Consider the following 18,978-nt stretch of genomic DNA (forward strand, 5'->3'; position numbering starts at 1 on the left):
AACCACCCACGAATTCACCGGAAGGGGCGGTTCGCGAACAGAGTGGGACGCGAGGGCCCCACCGTGGCGACGTAGTCGACACTGTGGGAGCGTCCCACTCGTCAGCGGGCTACCGAGCCTTCGGTGTAGTCGTCCTCGTTCTTGATCCAGGAGAACAGCTTGCGCAGCTCGCGACCGGTGGTCTCGATCGGGTGTTGTTCGCCCTTGAGCCGCAGCGCCTTGAACTCGGGGGCACCGGCATCCTGATCGTCGATGAAACGCTTCGCGAAGGTGCCGTCCTGGATGTCTTTGAGCACTGCCTTCATGTTTTCCTTGACGTGCGGATCGATCACCCGCGGCCCGGAAACGTAGTCACCGTATTCGGCGGTGTCGGAGACGCTCCAACGCTGCTTGGCGATGCCGCCCTCGACCATTAGGTCGACGATCAGCTTGAGCTCGTGCAGCACCTCGAAGTAGGCGACCTCGGGCTTGTAACCCGCTTCGGTCAGGGTTTCGAAACCGTACTGGATGAGCTGCGAAGCACCACCACAGAGCACCGCCTGCTCGCCAAAGAGATCGGTTTCGGTCTCCTCGGTAAAGGTGGTCTCAATCACGCCGGCACGGGTGCCACCAATGGCCTTGGCGTAGGAAAGCGCCAACGCCCTAGCGTTGCCTGAGGGGTCCTGCTCGACCGCAATCAGATCCGGCACGCCACGGCCAGCTTCGAACTCGCGGCGCACAATGTGCCCCGGACCCTTGGGCGCGACCAGAGCGACATCGACGTCGGCCGGAGGTTTGATGTAGCCATAACGGATATTGAAGCCATGTCCGAAGAACAGCGCGTCTCCGGCCTGCAGATTGGCTTCAATCGACTCCGCGTAAACGTGTCGCTGCACCTGATCCGGGGTGAGCACCATAATCAGATCAGCCTCGGCTACTGCCTCAGCCACATTGAGTACCCGCAGACCTTCGGCTTCGGCCTTTGCCCGGGACTTTGATCCCTCGGCCAGGCCGACTCGCACGTCCACGCCGGAATCGCGCAAGCTGAGCGCGTGGGCGTGGCCTTGGCTTCCGTAGCCGATGACGGCGACGGTGCGACCCTGGATGATGGACAGATCGGCGTCGTCGTCATAGAACAACTCAGTCACGTTAGATACTCCTTGGTATAGACATCAAAAGAATGTCGTTGATATTTCTCAGATTACGGGGTTAGGCGCTGCGGAGGGCGCGTTCGCTCATCGAACGAGCGCCTCGACCAATCGCCAGCGTGCCGGATTGCACGATTTCCCGGACGCCGAAGGGCTCCAGCACATTGAGCAGTGCTGTGAGCTTTTCGGGGTGGCCGGTGGCCTCGATAATAAGTGAATCCTGGGATACATCCACTACCGCGGCGCGGAACAAATCTGCAGCTTGGGTGACCTGCAGCCGGGTTGCCGCATCCGCGCGTACTTTGACCAGGATGTGGTCGCGTTGCACGGAGGAATCCGAAACCAGTTCAACGATTTTGATCACATTGACTAGTTTGTTCAGTTGTTTGGTGACCTGTTCGATCAAATCTCCTTCGGCTTCCACCACCACGGTGATCCGGGAGACCCCGGTGACCTCGGTGGGGCCGACGGCGAGCGAGTTGATGTTGAAGGCGCGGCGGGCGAACAGGCTGGAAACCCTGGTCAGCACGCCGGGCTTGTCTTCAACCAAAACGGAAAGGGTATGGCGCGACATGTTTAGTCCTCCTCTTCCCACTGCGGGGTCAGATTGCGAGCAACCTGAATCTGATCGTTGCTGACTCCGGAAGGCACCATCGGCCAGACCATCGAGTTCGGGCTGACTACGAAGTCAATCACCACCGGCCGATCATTGATCTCCAGAGCTTTCTGAATGGTGGCGTCGATATCTTCTTCGCGTTCGCAACGCAAGCCAACACAGTCATAAGCTTCGGCCAGTTTGACGAAATCGGGTACTCGAATAGTGGCGTGACCCGTATTCAGATCGGTATTGGAATAGCGGCCCTCATAGAACAGGGTCTGCCATTGCCGCACCATGCCGAGTGAAGAGTTATTGATCACCGCGACCTTGATCGGGATGTTATTGATCCGGCAGGTAGCGAGTTCCTGATTGGTCATCTGGAAGCAACCATCGCCGTCAATCGCCCAGACCACTCGGTCAGGGTTGCCGACCTTGGCACCCATTGCGGCTGGCACCGAATAGCCCATGGTGCCAGCGCCACCGGAGTTCAGCCAGGAATGCGGACGCTCGTAGTTAATGAACTGGGCAGCCCACATTTGATGCTGACCAACGCCAGCAACGTAGACTCCCTCGGGCCCGGTCAGTGCGCCAATTCGCTGGATCACCTTCTGCGGAGAGGTCAGGCCATCGTCGGGTTCGGTCCAGCCCAGCGGGTAGGTTTCCCGCAGGTTATTCAGGAAGGCCCACCACTCGGTGAGGTCGGGGCTGCCGGCCTCGGCAAACTCAGCGCGCACCGCCTCGGAGAGATCAGGAATGATCTCCTTCACAGAGCCGACAATCGGCACATCGGCGGTGCGATTCTTGGAAATCTCGGCCGGATCGATGTCTGCGTGAATGACCTTCGCGCCGGGAGCAAAGCTGGCCAGAATCCCGGTCACCCGGTCATCGAAACGAGCACCTAGAGTAATCAGCAGATCGGCCTGCTGTAGCGCCGTGACTGCCGACACCGCCCCGTGCATGCCCGGCATCCCGACATGCTGTTGATGCGAATCAGGGAAAGCACCGCGAGCCATCAGCGTGGTGACCACGGGTGCGTTGGTGAGCTCAGCCAGGTCCAGCAGTTCAGCGGAGGCGTGCCCCTTGATCACACCGCCGCCAACATAGAGCACGGGCTTCTTCGACGAGGCGATCAGTCGGGCGGCTTCACGCAACTGCTTTGAGTGGCCGCGGAACACCGGGTGATAGCCAGGCAGGTCAATGGTGGGCGGCCAGGAGAAAGTCATCGGCCCTTGCTGGGCATCCTTAGCGATATCCACCAGCACGGGACCAGGGCGCCCGGTGGATGCTAAGTGAAAAGCTTCCGCCAGCACCCGGGGAATGTCATTGGGATCAGTGACTAAGTAGGAGTGCTTAGTGATCGGCATGGTGATACCGACAATGTCAGCTTCCTGGAAGGCGTCGGTGCCGATCACTCCAGAAGCCACCTGACCGGTGATCGCAACCAAGGGCACCGAGTCCATATGGGCATCCATAATGGCGGTGACCAAATTGGTGGCACCGGGACCCGACGTTGCAATACAGACGCCGACTCGGCCGGTCACCATGGCATAGCCTTCGGCGGCATGCCCGGCACCCTGCTCATGACGCACCAGTACGTGGTTCATTTCCGAGGCCATTAACGGATCGTAAGTCGGCAGGATAGCGCCGCCAGGCAGGCCGAAGATATCGTCGACGCCGAGTTCCTCAAGGGAGCGCACGATGGCCTGCGAGCCAATCATCTGAACCGGAGCAATGACCCTATTCGGCCCTTGTACCAAGGAGGACGCGACCGGGCTGAGCTTGGTAACTGCCGCCTTCTCGCTGACAGTGGCAGCGACAGTGGCACCGCCTGACTTCGCCGGTTGGTGCGTATTGGCCATCAGTGCCGGACTGGCTTTCGCCGCCGGACCGGTGGTCGTGCTTTTACTCATGAGACTCTTCTTTCGTTTTCACCGCCGCTGGCTTGGCGGTGATCCGGTGTCGCATCAGGTGGAGGGTGCTCCGTCTACAATCTATGAAAATGAAAAAACCCCTCAAGCCGGTGGGCTCTGCGAGGGGTTTGCGCGTGCTATGCAGCTCGGACTGTTACCAGTCGGGACGGTGGGCCTTGTGGGCTAAGCCGTCACGCGCTTGGTAAGGACTACAAGAATTCCGATCTGCATACCTGTAGTTTTCCGTCTCCCCAGAAAGGTGTCAACTGGACACCCCTCCGTCTCATTATATGGACAGAGGGTCCAGTTAGTGGACGTTCACCGATTTCACCTCAGCAAGATCACCCTCGAGTCACCTTGCAAGATCACCCTCGAGCCACCCATTTATGCCCCAGCACTCCCCGGGAACTCCGGCGGCCTGGGCCGCTCCTTAAACAGCGGCACTACTTTTAGCTGGCAAAGTGGTGCTGGAGTATCTCCGCACCACTTTGCCGCCTCAATCTAGTGCTGCTGTTTAAGCGTTTAGCCGCAGACCGCGCCTTCGGAAGCCGAATGCACCAGCTTGGCGTACTTGGCCAGCACACCCTTGCTGAACTTCGCTGGCAGCGGCTGCCAGCCCTCCTTGCGGGCATCCAGTTCGGCCTGGTCAACCAGCAGGTCAAAGCTCTTATTCGGAATATCCACCCGAATCCGGTCACCGTCCTGGACGAACGCGATAGGTCCGCCGTCGACCGCTTCCGGGGCAACGTGCCCGATGCACAGACCGGTGGTTCCCCCAGAAAAACGTCCATCGGTCAAAAGCAAAACGTCCTTGCCCAGACCGGCACCCTTGATCGCGCCGGTAATGGCGAGCATTTCGCGCATCCCGGGACCACCCTTTGGCCCCTCATAGCGGATTACCACCACGTCGCCCGCTTGGATCTCCCCCGCTTTGAGCGCCTCCAGGGCACCCTGCTCACGTTCGAAGACGCGCGCCGGTCCTTCAAAGACCTCGGCGTCGAAGCCGGCAGTTTTCACCACCGCACCGTCGGGAGCCAGCGAGCCCTTCAGCACGCTCAAACCGCCGGTCTTATGGATCGGGTTATCCAGCGCCCGCAAAATCTTGCCGTCTAGGTCCGGCGGGTTGATCTCGGCCAGGTTCTCGGCCAGCGTCTTACCGGTCACGGTGAGCGCATCCCCGTGCAGTAAGCCAGCGTCGAGCAGCGCTTTCATGATCACCGGCACGCCGCCCACCCGATCGACATCGTTCATCACGTACCGTCCGAAGGGTTTCAAATCACCCAGGTGCGGGATCTTGTCGCCGATCCGGTTGAAGTCTTCAAGCTGTAAATCAACCTCAGCCTCGCGAGCAATTGCTAGCAGGTGAAGCACCGCGTTGGTGGAGCCACCAAAAGCCATCGTGACCGCGATGGCGTTCTCGAAAGCCTTTTTGGTCATAATGTCGCGGGCGGTGATGCCGAGTCGCAGCAGGTTCACTACCGCTTCGCCGGACTTGTGCGCATAGGAATCGCGACGTCGGTCGGCGCTGGGCGGTGCGGCTGAGCCGGGCAAGGACATGCCAAGCGCTTCGCCAATTGCTGCCATCGTGTTCGCGGTGTACATGCCGCCGCAGGCGCCTTCGCCCGGACAGATCGCGCGTTCAATCCGGTCCAAGTCGCCCAGCGACATCTTTCCGGCAGCACAAGCGCCAACCGCTTCAAAGGCGTCGATCAAGGTGACGTCCTTCTCAGTGCCGTCCTCAAGCTTTACCCAGCCGGGCATAATCGAGCCGGCGTAAAGGAAAACACTGGCCAGGTCGAGCCGAGCCGCGGCCATCAACATGCCCGGGAGCGACTTATCGCAACCCGCGAGCAGCACGGAGCCGTCGATCCGCTCCGCCATCATCACCGTCTCTACTGAGTCGGCAATAACTTCCCGCGAGACCAGAGAGAAGTGCATGCCTTCGTGCCCCATCGAGATGCCATCGGAGACCGAAATAGTACCGAACTGCATCGGGAAACCGCCGCCGGAGTGCACGCCCTCTTTGGCGCCCTGAGCGAGTCGGTTGAGCGAGAGGTTGCAGGGGGTAATTTCGTTCCAGGAGCTGGCCACGCCAATTTGAGGTTTCGCAAAGTCTTCATCCCCGAAGCCAACGGCGCGAAGCATCCCTCGTGCCGGGGCAGCAGCGATGCCGTCGGTGACGACGCGGCTGCGGGGCTTGATATCTGGCTGATCTGTTTTGGATTCTGTCTTGGCTGTTTCCACGCTCATAAGCAGAGTCTAAGACTGCGCCCGGCGACGAGCGAACCAAGGCGCGTTCATGACGAGCATTAGTCATCAAGGGTTCTGAGCATGCCGGAATGAGCATATATCCGGGCAGGTTCCACCTAGCAGTTCCCGGCGCGCCGTGATGCTCACCACTCAATTTCACAGTCACCACAAAACCATGTAGCATTACATGTCGTCGCGAATCGCAGATTTATCTTCCTGAAGGTGATGAAAGAAGCGCAAAGTAGTTGCACCTCTAGCTCAACTGGCAGAGCAATTGACTCTTAATCAATGGGTTCCGGGTTCGAGTCCCGGGGGGTGCACAGAAGAAGGTCCTCACCGCCTGCAGGCGGTGAGGACCTTTTGTTTAAGACGCGAATTTGTGAGTCGAATAATTATCCGGTCACCTGCAAACGAACCACCCAGTCCTCGGCTCGGCGGGGGCCCCAGAACCGGCCTCTCAGCTTCCTACGAGAGAAGTTAAACAGCTAGGGTGGGCCAGCCTTGACACAGCTGACCCACCCCACCCGAAATAACTAGCTAGCCGACGTCAACTGGCACCTCGATCACTGCGGTGTGCTGATTCCGATGCCCCGGCCGGAAGCCCTTCTTACTCGCGAGCACGACGAGCAGGGCGAGAATGGCCAGACCCGTCAATATCCACGGGAAGCTGAGCACACCGAGCGGTTCAAGCAGTAGACCACCGAGCAAGCCGCCACCGGCAACCGCAAGATTAAAGACGGTAACCAACATTGACAACGCCACATCCGCGTCGGCACCGCCAATATCGGCCGTAGCGGTCTGCAAAATAGTGGGGGCACCACCGAAGGTCAGTCCCCACAGAGCGATGCTAATAAAAGCCACTGGCGCGGAGTGCACCGCGAAGGCCAGCACGAGTGCCGCCACTGTGAAGCCCGCCAGCGAAATAATTGACAGCAGACGCAGCGCGGCGTCCACTTTCCAACCCACCAGCCAAACCCCGATCACCGATGAGATGCCGAAGACGGCGAGAAGTATTCCGGTATTTTTGGCTCCGATTCCGGTTGCTTCTGCAAAGGGCGCGATGTAGGTATAGAGCACGTTATGAGCCAAGATCCACAAAAAGATCACGCTGAGCACTGGAACCAGACCAGGAATCCGGAGCACCTGGAGCACCGAGCGCTGCCCCTCCCCTTGCTGACCGGGCACATTAGGAACCACCGCCAATATCCAGATGAATAGCAATGCGGCAATGCCTGACATCACCCAGAACACGCCTCGCCAGTCGAGGAAACTGCCGAGCCAGGCACCAATCGGCACCCCAAGACATAGCGCGATCGGCTGACCAACGCCGACGACCGCCATCGCCTTGCCCTGTTGCTCAACCGGCACCATGCGTCGGGCGTAGCCTGCCAGCACACCCCAGATCACCCCTGCGGCCATACCAGCGATAAATCGGGCTCCCATGGTCAGTAGGTAGCTGCCTGAGAAAGCCGTAATTGAGTTGAAAATGAAGAGCGCGGCAATGGTGCCTAAGAGTAGCGGGCGACGGTCCCAGCGACGTGTTGCTGTCACCACCGGAATTGCCGCCAGCACCGAGCCAAGTGCATAAAGTGTCAGTAATTGCCCGGCCAGACCTTCAGAAACACCGAGATCCCTGCTGATCTCCGGCAACAAACCGGAGGGCATATTCTCGGTCATAATGGTCAGGAAGCCACTGACCGTGAACGATAGAAGGCCCAGTAGCGGAAAGGTTGCCGCGCGCGTAACCGTGGTGGTCATTATTTTGCCCCCTCCGGCTGATGGGCCAAGGGACCGTATTCCGGCTGTTTCACCAAGTCGCCCTTGGCTGCCTGAATATTTGGTCCATAAACCTCTAACATCCACCGGCTTTGCTCCACCGATTCCATGGTGATTGACACCGCGCCGCTCTCTACGGTGAAGGTTTCCTCAATCAGGATGGTGAGCTTGTCGATGAATTCCTTCCGGCTATCTTGAGAGAACGCGGTGGGAAAATGTTGCACGGTGATATGCGGCATACTCTTTGCTTTCTTGGTGGGAGACTCTGCTGGCTGGCCGCTCAGTTCTTGGAGTACTGAGTCGGCAGTGGCTTGGACATAGGGTTCTTGCAGGATCTGATAGTGGTTATCGTGAAGTTTCTTACTCTTGAGCTTCACTTCGGTGACCAGTCCTTCTAAGAACGAATCGTCGTCTTCAACCGCCCTGAACAAGGTCACCGGCACTTCGACCTTGCGTTCGGAGAGTTCTTTGAAGGTGTACTCGAAGGAGTAGGACTTTTCGACCAGATCGATGATTCGGTAAGCCAGTTCATGATCAAGGGTCAGCGAAGCGCTGATCGCGGCGAGGAAACTGTGCTTATCGGTGGTATTTGCCACCACCTCTTCCACTTCCTCTCCATCGGCGCGAGAGAAGAACACCGAGTACAGCAAGCGGATAAATCGGGCGTCTTGGTAGGGTCCTTCGGCCTCCGGATTCAACGCCACCGCGCCAGTATCAGGCTGGCCGGGAGCCAGCAATATCAGGGCAGCCACCCGATCACCGGCTTGCTCAAGCTGATAAGCCACTTCAAAGGCGACCCGCGCCCCGAAGGAGTAGCCAATCAGGGTGTAGGGGCCTTCATGCTGTCGACGTTTTATCTCGGCAATGTCCTGGGCCGCCATCTGCTGAATCGAGGTATCGACAAGTTCGCCCTCATTAAGCCCTGTTGCCTGAACGCCGAAGCAGTCAAAGCCTTTTTCGGCCAGTAGCAAGGCCAGCCGACGAAGGTTCATCGGGTAGCCACCCAGGCCGGGCCAGAGGTGAACACGCTGCCCCGAGCTGGGAGCCAATGAAACAACCCTGGCGCTCTTAGCCTGGGCGCCATGCTTAGCCCGGGCGGCAGCCTGCTTGGCCACTGTGTCATCCTCAAACACGTTCTGGATCGGCATGCTGAACCCCAGCCGCTTCTTGAACGCCTGGACTAGTTGAGCGGCGGTCAGCGAACTGCCTCCCAGCGAGAAGAATGACTCTTCTACCGAGACCTGCTCACGACCGAGTAATTCAGCCCAGATCTGGGCGATCTCCTCTTCACCGGACGATCTCGGTGCGATGAATTCGCTAGCCTGCCAGCTAGCGCTCTGCTCCTTCTCTTCGGCTTCAATTTTCTTCCGGTCGATCTTTCCGTTGGGCAGCCTGGGCAGTTCCCGTCTGATCCGAATCGCGTCCGGCACCATGTAGTGCGGCAACATATTGGCAATATCTGCGGCAATGATCTCGGCCGGCCCTCGCATATGTACGGCATCTTCATCCATGCCCTGATGAGCTATCTGATGATCAGAAATCACCCCACCGACCGCGAAGTAGGAAGAGATCGCATCGTTCTGCATAAATGCTTTGATCCGCCGCGCGGTGGCTAGATCCCTACCGCTCAGCGAAGAGTAACCAGAGGACATCAGTCCAAGGTTGAGCTTATTCATTTCCGCTCGTTGCAGGGCACGGCCCAATGAGACATAGTGCTCTGGTTCTTGTCCGGCATGCAGAATCAACCCGAAACTGGCTTGCTGGTAAATGCTCTGGTTAATCGCGATGACATCTTTTCGCCGAATCAGCTGACTGCCAGTGAGCTGAACCAGACCATTTCCGCTGGGCTGATAGACGCCCTTTTCAGCTTCAGCATCGCCCAGCACCTCGACCTTCACTTCCACCGCCAGCAGCCGATCAGCGAGCTGTTCGGTGTTGGTTAAGAACCAGCTGCCAATTGCTATGTAGTCCTGCTGATCGGGGATCAGCAGTTGCTCAAGATCAACCGCAATGTTTTCGCGAGCCGTCAGTCGGTGCCCGGTGGCCGGTGCCACGGTGTCCAATAAACCGAGCAGATGACCGGCCTCGAAGTTGAGCACCTCGTCGACATTCGTACTATAGACGGAGGTGATCACCGAACGCTGCCCGATTAAGATCACTTCCACTCCAGAGCGCGGTCCGTAATGGTCTGCGACGCGTTGCAAGCGGTCGCTGGAGGGGTTGAGGTAGTAAGTACCATCAGCGATGTCTTCGAGTCCGGAAATCCCCAGGAAGACCTGGACGCCGTACAGTGCCCCCGGAGAGGCGTAGGCGTATTTGGGCAACAGCCGAGTATCGCTTTCAAAACGAGTTAGCGAGCGGCAAAGGAACCCCAGGGTCTGCCGATTCCATCCTGCTGGGAACTCTTCAACCAGTTCTCGCGGCTTCCGGACCAGTTCCGCAAGGGCCTGAAGCTGCTGCCGATCAGCTCGCTCCGCTTGGTAATGCCGATAGGTTTTTCTGGCAAAAGCCAGTTGACGGAGTTCTTGCTCCGCTTTCACACTGACCGGCAAAGCCAGCCCGGGATCGTTGAAATCTTTTCTCACGCCGAGCCCGGAAAGCTGGGCTTTGACCTGCACTCGACTGGATTTGGACTGGTGATGATCGCCGTGCACACCCTGGTCCATCAGGGCAGCTTCATGCGGATTCAATTCCACATAAGCAACCAAACGGGGATCACCGCTTTCTGGGTTCTTCGCCACCATTACTTCGGCGTGCCGAACCCAGTCATGATGCCGTACAGTTTCAGCGATCTCTCCCAGTTCAATGCGATGCCCGCGAACTTTCACCTGGTCGTCATTGCGGCCTTTGAAGAAATATTCTGAGCCGCGCCGACCGACCAGGTCACCGGTTCGGTAAAACCGCACCGACTCCCCTTCAAACTCGAGTTCAACGAAGCGCTGCTCAGTCTGTTCTGGTCGATTTCGGTACCCTTCGGCGAGCTGCGGCCCGGCGATGGCCAATTCCCCCGTGAGCTGATCGCTGAGACCAGCATTTTCATCAAGCAAGACGAATCGCAAGCCTGGCACCGGCTGGCCGATCGCTACGGTTGAACTCTTTGTCGCGGTATCGCGCTCAGCGTCAAAACGATGGAAGGCGGCATTGATAGTGGCTTCGGTCGGGCCGTAAAGGTTGACAATGGCAGCTTGCGGTAGCTGGCTCTGCAAGGTAGCCGCCAGCTTGACCGGTAGCGCCTCTCCCCCGCTGCAAAGGTAACTCAGCCCGCTTTGAGCGAAATCTTCATCTTCGCTCAAAGCCTGCAGCAAGGTTGGTACGGCCTGCAGGTGGCTTACCCCATGTTCCTTGATGGTGGCCAGCAGTTCGAAGGGATCACGATATGCCTCGGCGCCCGCTGCGACCAGCGTCGCGCCGGTGGCGTTCGCTAGCAATTCCCACTGCGCGGCATCGAAACTGATCGGGGTCTTATGAATAATTCTGGCCTGAGAGTTCAGCTCCAACTCGGTGTTGATCCAGGCCATTTGGTGAGCCAGCGCCCGATGAGAGACTTCCACCCCTTTGGGATGACCGGTCGAACCCGAGGTGTAAAGCACATATGCCAAGGAGTCGATAACAGCCAGGTTCTGCACTGGTCGGTCAACGGCAATTTCGGCAAGCTGATGCGAATCAGGCACCCTGAGAATGCTCAAGCCTAGGTCGCCCAGGATAGCGGTGGCTTCATCGGCCAATTGTTCGGGGACCAGCACGGCGTCCACCCCCGCGTCCTCCACCATGTACCTGAGTCGTTCATCGGGATAAGTAGGAGCCAGCGGAACGTAGGGTACTCCGCTGCTCAGGCACGCCCAAGCGCTGGCAACCAGCTCAGCTGAAGGTGTGGCGTAAAGTCCCACCGTATGGGCGCCAGCCGCAGCCAGTTCAAGCTGAAGCGCCGAGACCGCGCGTCCGAGCTCGTGATAGCTCCACTGCGATGATGCGGTGACCACTGCGGTCGCGTTTGGTTGCCCGGAGAGGCGGCTGAGAAAGGAATTAATAAGAGGTGACGAAGAAGGAGTCAATTCAGAGCACAACATTGGAAGCCGTCCAGTGTGAGAAGGGGATGGTGATTATTGCTCAGTACCTGGTCGCTCAGGATGAGCGATCAGTGCTTTTCGAAAAGTGAACCCCAATATGAAAATTGGTCCTTTATACCTAGGGACCGCAATGCGTGCCAGTAGAGCACGACGTTATTAGACAGCACGGGCTTGCCGAGGAAGATTTCGGCCGCCGCAGCAAAACGAGCCATCGGCATGTTTGTACCGACCTGCACAATGGCTTGCACCTCGTCGCTATTGACCGCCAAGGTAGCCTCTCGGAGCTGATCGAAGTTAATGTCTCCAATCGAGGCAGGCGTTTGTGCGCCGAGCCCCCTGATGCCAACCACCTGGTACTCCATATCGTCGAAGTAACGCTGAACCGTGGTATCGCCAATCGCAAGGTATGGTGTCAGCACGGCAATTCGGCTGATATCCAGAGCTTTAAAGGCAGCGGTGAAGGCATCTGCACTGGTGAGTACCGGAGTGCCTTTCGCGTCCTGCACGAATTCAGCGACCACCCGGTCCTGATTTTCCTTACCCGCCCAGAACCCTTCGGGGGACACTCCGACCGCAATGATGTCCGGGCTGGCGGTACTGAGCGATTCAATCGCAGGGGTAGCCGAGGCTCGGATATCGGAGAGCACTTGATCGAAGCCGGGTTGCTTGACCATTGACGAGTTTCTGATCGTCATCCGCGAGATGTGGTTGGTCACCCTGTGTGGACGCAAATCATCGATCTCAGGCTGGGCGGTGGTATTTGTGGAGGGAACCACATAGCCGATAGTGGCGCGAATGTTCTGCATCAGATACCACTAGCCGGTGACAGCTGCTCGGCCAGGTAGCTAGCAATCATGTCTTGCGATCCCAAGCCGGACTGGCTCGCCGCTCGGTAACGTTCTTGGCTGGCTTCAGCCACCGGTAGCCAGGCTCCGGACTGCTGAGCAGCTTCCTCGACCAATCCAGCATCCTTGAGCGCATTATCAATGCTGAAGGTGGTGCCGAAGTCGTCATTCACAATGGCGCCTAGCTTAGAGCTGACAAATGGTGAGTCCAGCGGTCCGCCACTGATCGCCTCTTGAAGTTGCTGAAGCGGTAAGTTGAGGGCTGCCGCTAATTTCGCTGCCTCGGCAACGCCGTGAGTCAGCGCGCCAATGAAGGAGTTCACCACGACTTTCAACGCGCTGGCCCCACCTGGTTGATCGCCCACCCAGAGCGTCTTTTTAGCTATCGCCTCGAAAACCGGTGTGACCGCGTCGTGCAGTGATTCCTCCGCCGCCGCGAGCACCACCAATTGGGCATTTTCAGCCGGAGCCTTGGAGCCCAGAATCGGCGCATCCACCAAGGCAATTTTTCGCTCAGCAGCCCAGTCCTGAATGCGAGCTATTTCCTTCAGTCCGACGGTGCTGATCTGCACCAGAATCGCCTCGGCCTTGAGCTTCGCCTCGGCTGATTGCAAAGCCTCGAGCACCGCATTCCCGTCTTTCAGAACGGTCAGCACAAAATCCGCTCCCTCAACGGCCGCGGCAGGATCCGAATGAACAGTGATTCCGTCAGCTTTAAGCCCTTCGGCCTTTGCTATGGTGCGGTTCCACACCGAAACTTGGTATCCCGCTTTCTGTAAATTCCGGGCAATCGGAGCGCCGATAATACCAGTGCCGAGAACTGCGATCTTCCTCGGGTTTTCCGTGTCCTGCATCATTAACCTTTCTGTACTGTTCAGTCCAGTTAAGAGGATAATCGTTCCAGAACACCTTGGCTAGAGGGCTGTAATGAATGTTAAAAAATGTTCATTCATCAATCAGCGCGAGGGCGGTATCTATCGCCGCCTGCAGCCAGGCCTCCCGCGCCTCCGACCCCATCCCCTTGGCAATCACTCGCATTCCTTGCACTAAAGTCACTACTGTAATCGCGGCGGTCTCCGAATCTCTGCCGACGGCGAGATTCCTTAACTGGGCGTTACGAAAAAGTACCGCTAGAGAGTGTTTCAACATCTCTAGATTGAATGCGGTCAGCTTGGTGATGGACTCATCTCGACCCGCGATCTCCAAGGCGGCATTCGCAACCATACAGCCATATCCCTGGGTATCACTCAGTTCTTCGTCTTTGATTCCGCTCAGGAACGCCGCCAAGGCAGCTCGCGGATCCGAGGAGGTTTGCAGCTCCAAATAGACATCTGACTGCAATTCGTCGTAACGCTTAAGCGCGGCTAGGTACAGCTCACGCTTATTGATGAAGGTGTTGTACAGGCTACTTCTGGTCAGTCCCGTAGCCTTGGTCAGATCTTCAATCGAAGTATCCGCGTAACCCAGCCGCCAAAACACCTTCATTGCAGAGTCGAGCACCTCGACTTTGTCGAAACCAATGCTTCGCACACTACCCCCAAAATCTTTTCGTACCAATTGTTCCAATAAAAAGCATACTGCGTTAACTTTGATGACGGAAGGGTTAACGCCTATGACGAGACATCCGATTCCCGTTTCGTGAAATTTCTCGGCATGACGATGCCTAAAAGTGATCCGCTAGAAGTCCCCGGGTGCTACCTGCAGCACTGGTAAGCCAATCGCCCGCCACATATCGACAACCTGCTGCCTGTCGTCGAAGACCGCACGGACATTGTATTTTCCACGAATATGCCTGTTGAAAAGTTCATATTTGACCGTGGCATCGACCCTGCCGTCCGCCTTGGCTCGGTGGAAAACATCGACGAACTGAAACCCTTGGTCCTGCAACCAGGCTCGGGTCTCCACCGCACATCCCTCGGTTCGTCCAGTGACGAAGATCAGCTCACGCCCGCTGCGCATCAAATCAAAGAGGATATCCGCGATTGGCTGATTCAAACGATCGCTACCGACTTTCCGTTCGTCGTAAGGGTTACGACCAGCCAGCAGCGCCACGGTACCGTCAATGTCGACAAGATAGATCTCGGGCAACCCAGGAGTTGGCTGCCAAACCTCCCATTCCATCTCTGTCCTTCCAAGCCTTCCTAAGGCATCCAAGTCTTTCCCTGCGCAGCTCTGTACCACTCCACTTTTGGCCGGGCGGCAGCCCCGGCGTTAATCGTAGTTCAGCCTTGCTCAGGAAGTCTGGTTACTCCGCCATGATCTGTTGAAACCTTGGCGAAGATCCTCGGCCAGCGTGCTGTCGAACAGCCGAACAAAAATGCCACCAAATAGAGATGCCGCCGGGGCGGCAGCCCCCGGCGGCATCTCCTTGAGTTAGCGGCGGTTACTGCAGTGTGCCATCGTAATCGGGAAGCTTATAGGTTTTCTCAGCATAGCCTCCGGCCAAGTCAGTTGGCCGGTTACCGACATTCGCAATGATCGAATAACCGCGGTCCACGATATCGGCTCGACTTGCGGTTTTGAACTCCTGCACCGGAATCCGATGGTCGCCTGTTTGATGATAAATTTCAAAAACCGGATACCCCGCGTTAGTTAGTGCCTGCTTCGTAGACGAATTGCTGGTGCGGTCACCTTGGTAAAGCCGGTTGCTAATGAAGAAGACCCTCACCCCGAGGGAGTCAGCCTTTTTCGCCAGTGCCAAGGTGGCATCAATCGCGGGAATATTGCTACGGTCCTGAGCGAAATCTGTCGCCAGGCTAGTGTCATCAATATCGAAAACAATGGCTAGTTTCTCGCCGTCCTGTTGCTTGTCGACGCGCTCCTGCAGATAGTCGAGGGATCCGTCCAGTACGGTGTCCACATCAGCCAGCCAGTCCTTGGGCTGAATCCCTTTGAAGGCCTGCAGCCCCTCAGTGGAGCTCACCACGGAGGAGAGAGCCGTGCCGGGCGCGGCCGACGAAATACCTGCGGTCACCCCCAACACCCCCATTGAAAGTGCCGCAATAGCAATCGCTCCGGTAGCTTTCTTTACTAAAACTTTCATTGTCGAAATCCGTTCTCGATGGATGGAATGCGGTTATACCTTAGTCAAGGCCGCGCCGAATCTATCGAGAAACAAGAAATCCTCGGTTAAACTCCAGTGAGTTTTGAGCTAAGAGTAATAAAACGTCACCCTGTGCCAACCCGTTTTTAGAGCAGGCTCAGCGGCGTCGTAATGCTGCATCGGCCAATGCTGGCTGCTGATAATCAGTGTCGATCGGGTTCAGATCAATGCCTGGAGTGACGATCCGATCGATCTCGTCGAGCACATCTGCCGAGAGTTGTAAATCAGCCGCCGCTAATTGGTCATCGAGCTGTTCAATCGTTCTCGGGCCAAGGATGACCGATGAGACGACCGGATGATTGGCGACGAAGGCCAGTGCTAAGTGCGTCAGTGAACTGCCAGCCTGGTCGGCGAGCGCGATCAGGCTCTCAACGGCGTCGAGCTTGCGCTGGTTGCCTGGCAATGACAGGTCGAATTTGTGACTGATCATCCGCCGGAACCCCTGGTTATCAATGGTCTGCCCTTGACGAATTCGCCCGGTCAACCAGCCGCTGTTCAACGGACTCCAGGTGAGAACTCCCAAGCCATATCGTTGCGCTGTCGGCAGTAGGTGCCCCTCAATCCCCCGCACGAAAAGAGAGTACGGGGACTGTTCAGTACTGAAGTAGATGTGATGGCGTTGCTGAGCGACCCACCGTGCTTCCACCAACTGTTCGGCTGAAAACCCTGAAGAACCAATCGCCATGATCTTCCCGGCCCTGACCAGATCTGAAAGTACCGAAAGTGTCTCATCAATATCCGTGTTCGGGTCCGGCCGATGAATTTGATAAAGATCAATATAGTCAGTACCGAGCCTGCGGAGGCTGTCCTCGACAGCCTTGGTGATCCAGAGCCTTGAATTTCCATGTCTATTGGTTCTCACCTCGGGGTAGCCCACCGGGAAATGCCCCTTGGTGGCCAACACCACATCATCGCGTCGACCACGCAGCGCCTTAGCCAGGATCTCTTCTGACTCTCCATTTGAATACATATCGGCGGTGTCAATCAGATTGATACCGGCGTCGATAGCACGATTGATAAGTCTGGCAGCGTCTTCGTGGTCCGGATTACCCCAAGTCCCCAGGTGCATCGTACCCAGTGCGAACTTGCTCACCGAAATGCCCGTGCGTCCTAATATTCTCTGTTCAATCATGCAATCAGCCTAAAACTTGGAGTGCACTCCAAGGCAAGTGCTTTGCTCGAAGTTATTTACTCGATGATCGCAGGTCTTTCGGACGCCGGGAATAGTCTCGGGGTCGTCGAGGTTCAACTGCATGCAAACGCATTTACTTTGACAAAGGAGCGACAATCAAATGAGCAATCTCTGGGATCCCATCAGCTTGGGAAACACCGTCTTGAAGAATAGGTTGGCAATGGCTCCAATGACTCGCAATAGGACCACGGTTGAAGGCGTGCCAACCGAGCTGACCGTTGAGTACTACCGGCAACGCTCCGGCCTGGGCCTCATTATCACCGAAGGGACCCAGCCTTCGGCTGAGGGCCAGGGATATCTGTTAACTCCCGGAATTTACAACCAGGCCCAGATTGAGGGCTGGGCGAAGGTAGCGGATGCCGTGCATGCTGAGGGCAGCGCCCTCTTCATCCAGGTGATGCACGCCGGCCGGATCAGTCACCCCGACAATACGCTGGGCGGCACACTTCCGGTCGCGCCTTCAGCGGTCAATCCAGAAACGCATATTTATACCCTTGACGGTGCCAAAGACATCCCCACCCCTCGCGAGCTCGCCACCGAGGAAATTGCGGGCGTCGTAGAAGAGTTCCGCACTGCCGCCCGTTCGGCAATTGCGGCAGGAGCCGATGGCATCGAAATTCATTCAGCCAATGGCTATTTGCTCCACCAATTCCTCTCCCCCAACACCAACCTCCGCGCTGACGGCTATGGCGGAGACATCGCAGCCAGAGCCCGGATCGTGCTCGAGGTTGTCCGGGCCGCGGTGGAGGAGATCGGGGCCGATCGGGTCGGCATCCGGCTCTCGCCAAACAACGGTGCTGGCGGCACCGTGGAGGGTGAGAACTATCGTGAGACCTACCAGTACCTGGTCCAGCAACTCGCCCCGCTCGGCTTAGCGTATCTGCACTTGCTGCACATCGGCGACGAAGGACTGCTGGGCTGGATCCGAGAGAATTGGCCCAGCCGTCTGATTCTCAATCGAGCCGGCCGCCCGGTCAGCCAGATCGGTGCTGATATCCAAGCCGGACTCGCAGACATTGAATCGGTAGGTCAACCTGTCCTGGCCAATCCGGACCTCCAGGAACGGCTGCAAAGCTCCGCAGCCTTAAACGAAGCCGACGCAAGCACCTTCTACGGCGGTGGACAGCAAGGCTACACCGATTACCCAACGCTGCAAGAGATCTCCTAACAATCGCTACTAGGTGGGGTCGTCTGACCTGAGAGCAGACGACCCCACCAGTCAATGAGCCTGCCTCGCGCTAAACCGTGGCACCCACCGGAGATCAACACAGCTGCTTAAACGAACTTCCCTGGCACCGCTGCTGCGATCGTCCGGCTGATCGACGAAGCGCAGGCAGCTAGCGCGGCCTCACAACGCTCCAAATTGATCCTGCCAGCCCTTCCTGAAATCGCCAGGGCGGCAATCACCTGGCCCGCCGAATTCCGCAAGGGAGCGGCAATGCCGTTCACCGTCTCAAAGGACTCCTGGCGGTCAAAGGCCAACCCGCGGAGGCGGATCTTTGCCAGCTCAGCCAGCAGCCCCTCCATGCTAGTGATGGTTTTCGGCGTCAATTGTCGAAGTCCAGCCTGTTGCACCGCCTGCAATACCGGCTCAGCAGCGAAAGCCAACATCGCCTTGCCCGAGCAACTGGCATGTGCTGGCCATCGACCGCCAACCCGCTGAGGCAGCCTCGGTGCATCCCGCCCCGGCAGCGCTTCCAGATAGACCACCTCGGCACCGTCAAGCACAGCAAGACCGACGTTTTGTTGGGTGGCTTGCTGGAGGTCTTGCATAGAAGGCTTCGCGGCCTCGCGTAAGGTGCGCTCGGCGGGCACCATTTGGCCAAGTTCGAAGAACACCGTCCCTAGCTGGAGCCCGCACTCGCCACGGCTCAGCCAGCCGAGTCGCAGCATTTCATCCACCATCCGGTGCACTGTGGTTTTCGGCAGATCTGTGCTTCTCACCAGGTGCTCGACGGTCATATAGGGAACGGGTCGGAGGAACTCGCGGAGCAGCACGGTGGCTCTGCCGAGGGAACTAATTTCCGACGTGTTCCGATGAACGGGACTCATTCCTTGAGTCTTGGTTCCGGTCCTGAGAATGTCAAGGCACGTGCTCATTCCCACCGCT

14 protein-coding genes and 1 tRNA gene are annotated in these 18,978 nt (G+C 57.6%); 2 read left to right on the plus strand and 13 right to left on the minus strand.

Annotated elements, in window-relative coordinates; translation table 11 throughout:
- Window positions 1-101 precede the first annotated feature (101 nt).
- The 4 genes from ilvC to ilvD all read right to left on the minus strand — a co-directional run bounded on the left by ilvC (window position 102) and on the right by ilvD (window position 5,885).
- Complete coding sequence (gene ilvC, locus UM93_RS06525) at window positions 102-1,127, minus strand: ketol-acid reductoisomerase (RefSeq protein ID WP_045074499.1); 1,026 nt, start codon at window positions 1,125-1,127, stop codon at window positions 102-104.
- A gap of 61 nt (window positions 1,128-1,188) precedes the next feature.
- A complete protein-coding gene (gene ilvN, locus UM93_RS06530; protein ID WP_045074501.1) occupies window positions 1,189-1,701 on the minus strand; it encodes an acetolactate synthase small subunit in 513 nt (170 codons plus the stop codon).
- Window positions 1,702-1,703: 2 nt separating this feature from the next.
- Window positions 1,704-3,635 (minus strand): acetolactate synthase large subunit, encoded by a 1,932-nt coding sequence (locus UM93_RS06535; RefSeq protein WP_045074503.1) that lies wholly within the window; start codon window positions 3,633-3,635, stop codon window positions 1,704-1,706.
- 522 nt (window positions 3,636-4,157) lie between these two features.
- Complete coding sequence (ilvD, locus tag UM93_RS06540) at window positions 4,158-5,885, minus strand: dihydroxy-acid dehydratase (RefSeq protein WP_045074505.1); 1,728 nt, start codon at window positions 5,883-5,885, stop codon at window positions 4,158-4,160.
- Window positions 5,886-6,132: 247 nt separating this feature from the next.
- On the opposite strand from ilvD, the gene UM93_RS06545 reads away from it, so the two are divergent.
- A tRNA-Lys gene (locus UM93_RS06545) sits at window positions 6,133-6,205 on the plus strand.
- 217 nt (window positions 6,206-6,422) lie between these two features.
- Here UM93_RS06545 and UM93_RS06550 read toward each other — a convergent pair.
- The 8 genes from UM93_RS06550 to UM93_RS06585 form a co-directional block, all read right to left on the minus strand.
- Window positions 6,423-7,643 carry an MFS transporter gene (locus tag UM93_RS06550; protein ID WP_045074508.1) on the minus strand — a complete coding sequence of 407 codons (1,221 nt, stop codon included), beginning with the start codon at window positions 7,641-7,643 and terminating at the stop codon, window positions 6,423-6,425.
- Window positions 7,643-11,728 carry an amino acid adenylation domain-containing protein gene (locus UM93_RS06555; RefSeq protein WP_045074510.1) on the minus strand — a complete coding sequence of 1,362 codons (4,086 nt, stop codon included), beginning with the start codon at window positions 11,726-11,728 and terminating at the stop codon, window positions 7,643-7,645. The genes UM93_RS06550 and UM93_RS06555 overlap by 1 nt, the downstream gene beginning before the upstream one ends.
- Before the next feature lie 68 nt (window positions 11,729-11,796).
- Window positions 11,797-12,534 carry a maleate cis-trans isomerase family protein gene (locus tag UM93_RS06560; RefSeq protein WP_045074513.1) on the minus strand — a complete coding sequence of 246 codons (738 nt, stop codon included), beginning with the start codon at window positions 12,532-12,534 and terminating at the stop codon, window positions 11,797-11,799.
- Window positions 12,534-13,430 carry an NAD(P)-dependent oxidoreductase gene (locus UM93_RS06565; RefSeq protein ID WP_052663657.1) on the minus strand — a complete coding sequence of 299 codons (897 nt, stop codon included), beginning with the start codon at window positions 13,428-13,430 and terminating at the stop codon, window positions 12,534-12,536. The genes UM93_RS06560 and UM93_RS06565 overlap by 1 nt, the downstream gene beginning before the upstream one ends.
- Window positions 13,431-13,518: 88 nt before the next feature.
- Complete coding sequence (locus tag UM93_RS06570) at window positions 13,519-14,103, minus strand: TetR/AcrR family transcriptional regulator (RefSeq protein ID WP_045074516.1); 585 nt, start codon at window positions 14,101-14,103, stop codon at window positions 13,519-13,521.
- Between the two features lie 147 nt (window positions 14,104-14,250).
- Window positions 14,251-14,694 carry a phosphatase domain-containing protein gene (locus UM93_RS06575; protein WP_052663658.1) on the minus strand — a complete coding sequence of 148 codons (444 nt, stop codon included), beginning with the start codon at window positions 14,692-14,694 and terminating at the stop codon, window positions 14,251-14,253.
- 262 nt (window positions 14,695-14,956) lie between these two features.
- Window positions 14,957-15,616: an HAD family acid phosphatase gene (locus tag UM93_RS06580; protein WP_045074518.1), complete on the minus strand. Its 660-nt coding sequence runs from the start codon at window positions 15,614-15,616 to the stop codon at window positions 14,957-14,959.
- Between the two features lie 157 nt (window positions 15,617-15,773).
- Window positions 15,774-16,808 (minus strand): aldo/keto reductase, encoded by a 1,035-nt coding sequence (locus tag UM93_RS06585; protein WP_199921816.1) that lies wholly within the window; start codon window positions 16,806-16,808, stop codon window positions 15,774-15,776.
- Between the two features lie 160 nt (window positions 16,809-16,968).
- Here UM93_RS06585 and UM93_RS06590 point away from each other — a divergent pair, with 160 nt between their 5' ends.
- A complete protein-coding gene (locus UM93_RS06590; RefSeq protein ID WP_045074520.1) occupies window positions 16,969-18,036 on the plus strand; it encodes an alkene reductase in 1,068 nt (355 codons plus the stop codon).
- A 107-nt stretch (window positions 18,037-18,143) separates the two neighbouring features.
- Here the strand turns inward: UM93_RS06590 and UM93_RS06595 are convergent, their stop codons facing one another.
- Window positions 18,144-18,920: an IclR family transcriptional regulator gene (locus UM93_RS06595; protein ID WP_052663659.1), complete on the minus strand. Its 777-nt coding sequence runs from the start codon at window positions 18,918-18,920 to the stop codon at window positions 18,144-18,146.
- Between the last annotated feature and the right edge of the window lie 58 nt (window positions 18,921-18,978).

This window comes from Psychromicrobium lacuslunae, assembly GCF_000950575.1.
In the GTDB taxonomy this organism is placed as follows: Bacteria; Actinomycetota; Actinomycetes; order Actinomycetales; family Micrococcaceae; genus Renibacterium; species Renibacterium lacuslunae.

Coding starts and splice junctions, on each gene's coding strand:
- UM93_RS06595 (WP_052663659.1), bottom strand. CDS start 18,920: ATGAGTCCCGTTCATCGGAACACGTCGGAAATTAGTTCCCTCGGCAGA.
- UM93_RS06590 (WP_045074520.1), top strand. CDS start 16,969: ATGAGCAATCTCTGGGATCCCATCAGCTTGGGAAACACCGTCTTGAAG.
- UM93_RS06555 (WP_045074510.1), bottom strand. CDS start 11,728: ATGTTGTGCTCTGAATTGACTCCTTCTTCGTCACCTCTTATTAATTCC.
- ilvN (WP_045074501.1), bottom strand. CDS start 1,701: ATGTCGCGCCATACCCTTTCCGTTTTGGTTGAAGACAAGCCCGGCGTG.
- UM93_RS06550 (WP_045074508.1), bottom strand. CDS start 7,643: ATGACCACCACGGTTACGCGCGCGGCAACCTTTCCGCTACTGGGCCTT.
- UM93_RS06575 (WP_052663658.1), bottom strand. CDS start 14,694: ATGGAATGGGAGGTTTGGCAGCCAACTCCTGGGTTGCCCGAGATCTAT.
- UM93_RS06560 (WP_045074513.1), bottom strand. CDS start 12,534: ATGCAGAACATTCGCGCCACTATCGGCTATGTGGTTCCCTCCACAAAT.
- ilvD (WP_045074505.1), bottom strand. CDS start 5,885: ATGAGCGTGGAAACAGCCAAGACAGAATCCAAAACAGATCAGCCAGAT.
- UM93_RS06580 (WP_045074518.1), bottom strand. CDS start 15,616: ATGAAAGTTTTAGTAAAGAAAGCTACCGGAGCGATTGCTATTGCGGCA.
- UM93_RS06535 (WP_045074503.1), bottom strand. CDS start 3,635: ATGAGTAAAAGCACGACCACCGGTCCGGCGGCGAAAGCCAGTCCGGCA.
- UM93_RS06565 (WP_052663657.1), bottom strand. CDS start 13,430: ATGATGCAGGACACGGAAAACCCGAGGAAGATCGCAGTTCTCGGCACT.
- UM93_RS06585 (WP_199921816.1), bottom strand. CDS start 16,808: ATGATTGAACAGAGAATATTAGGACGCACGGGCATTTCGGTGAGCAAG.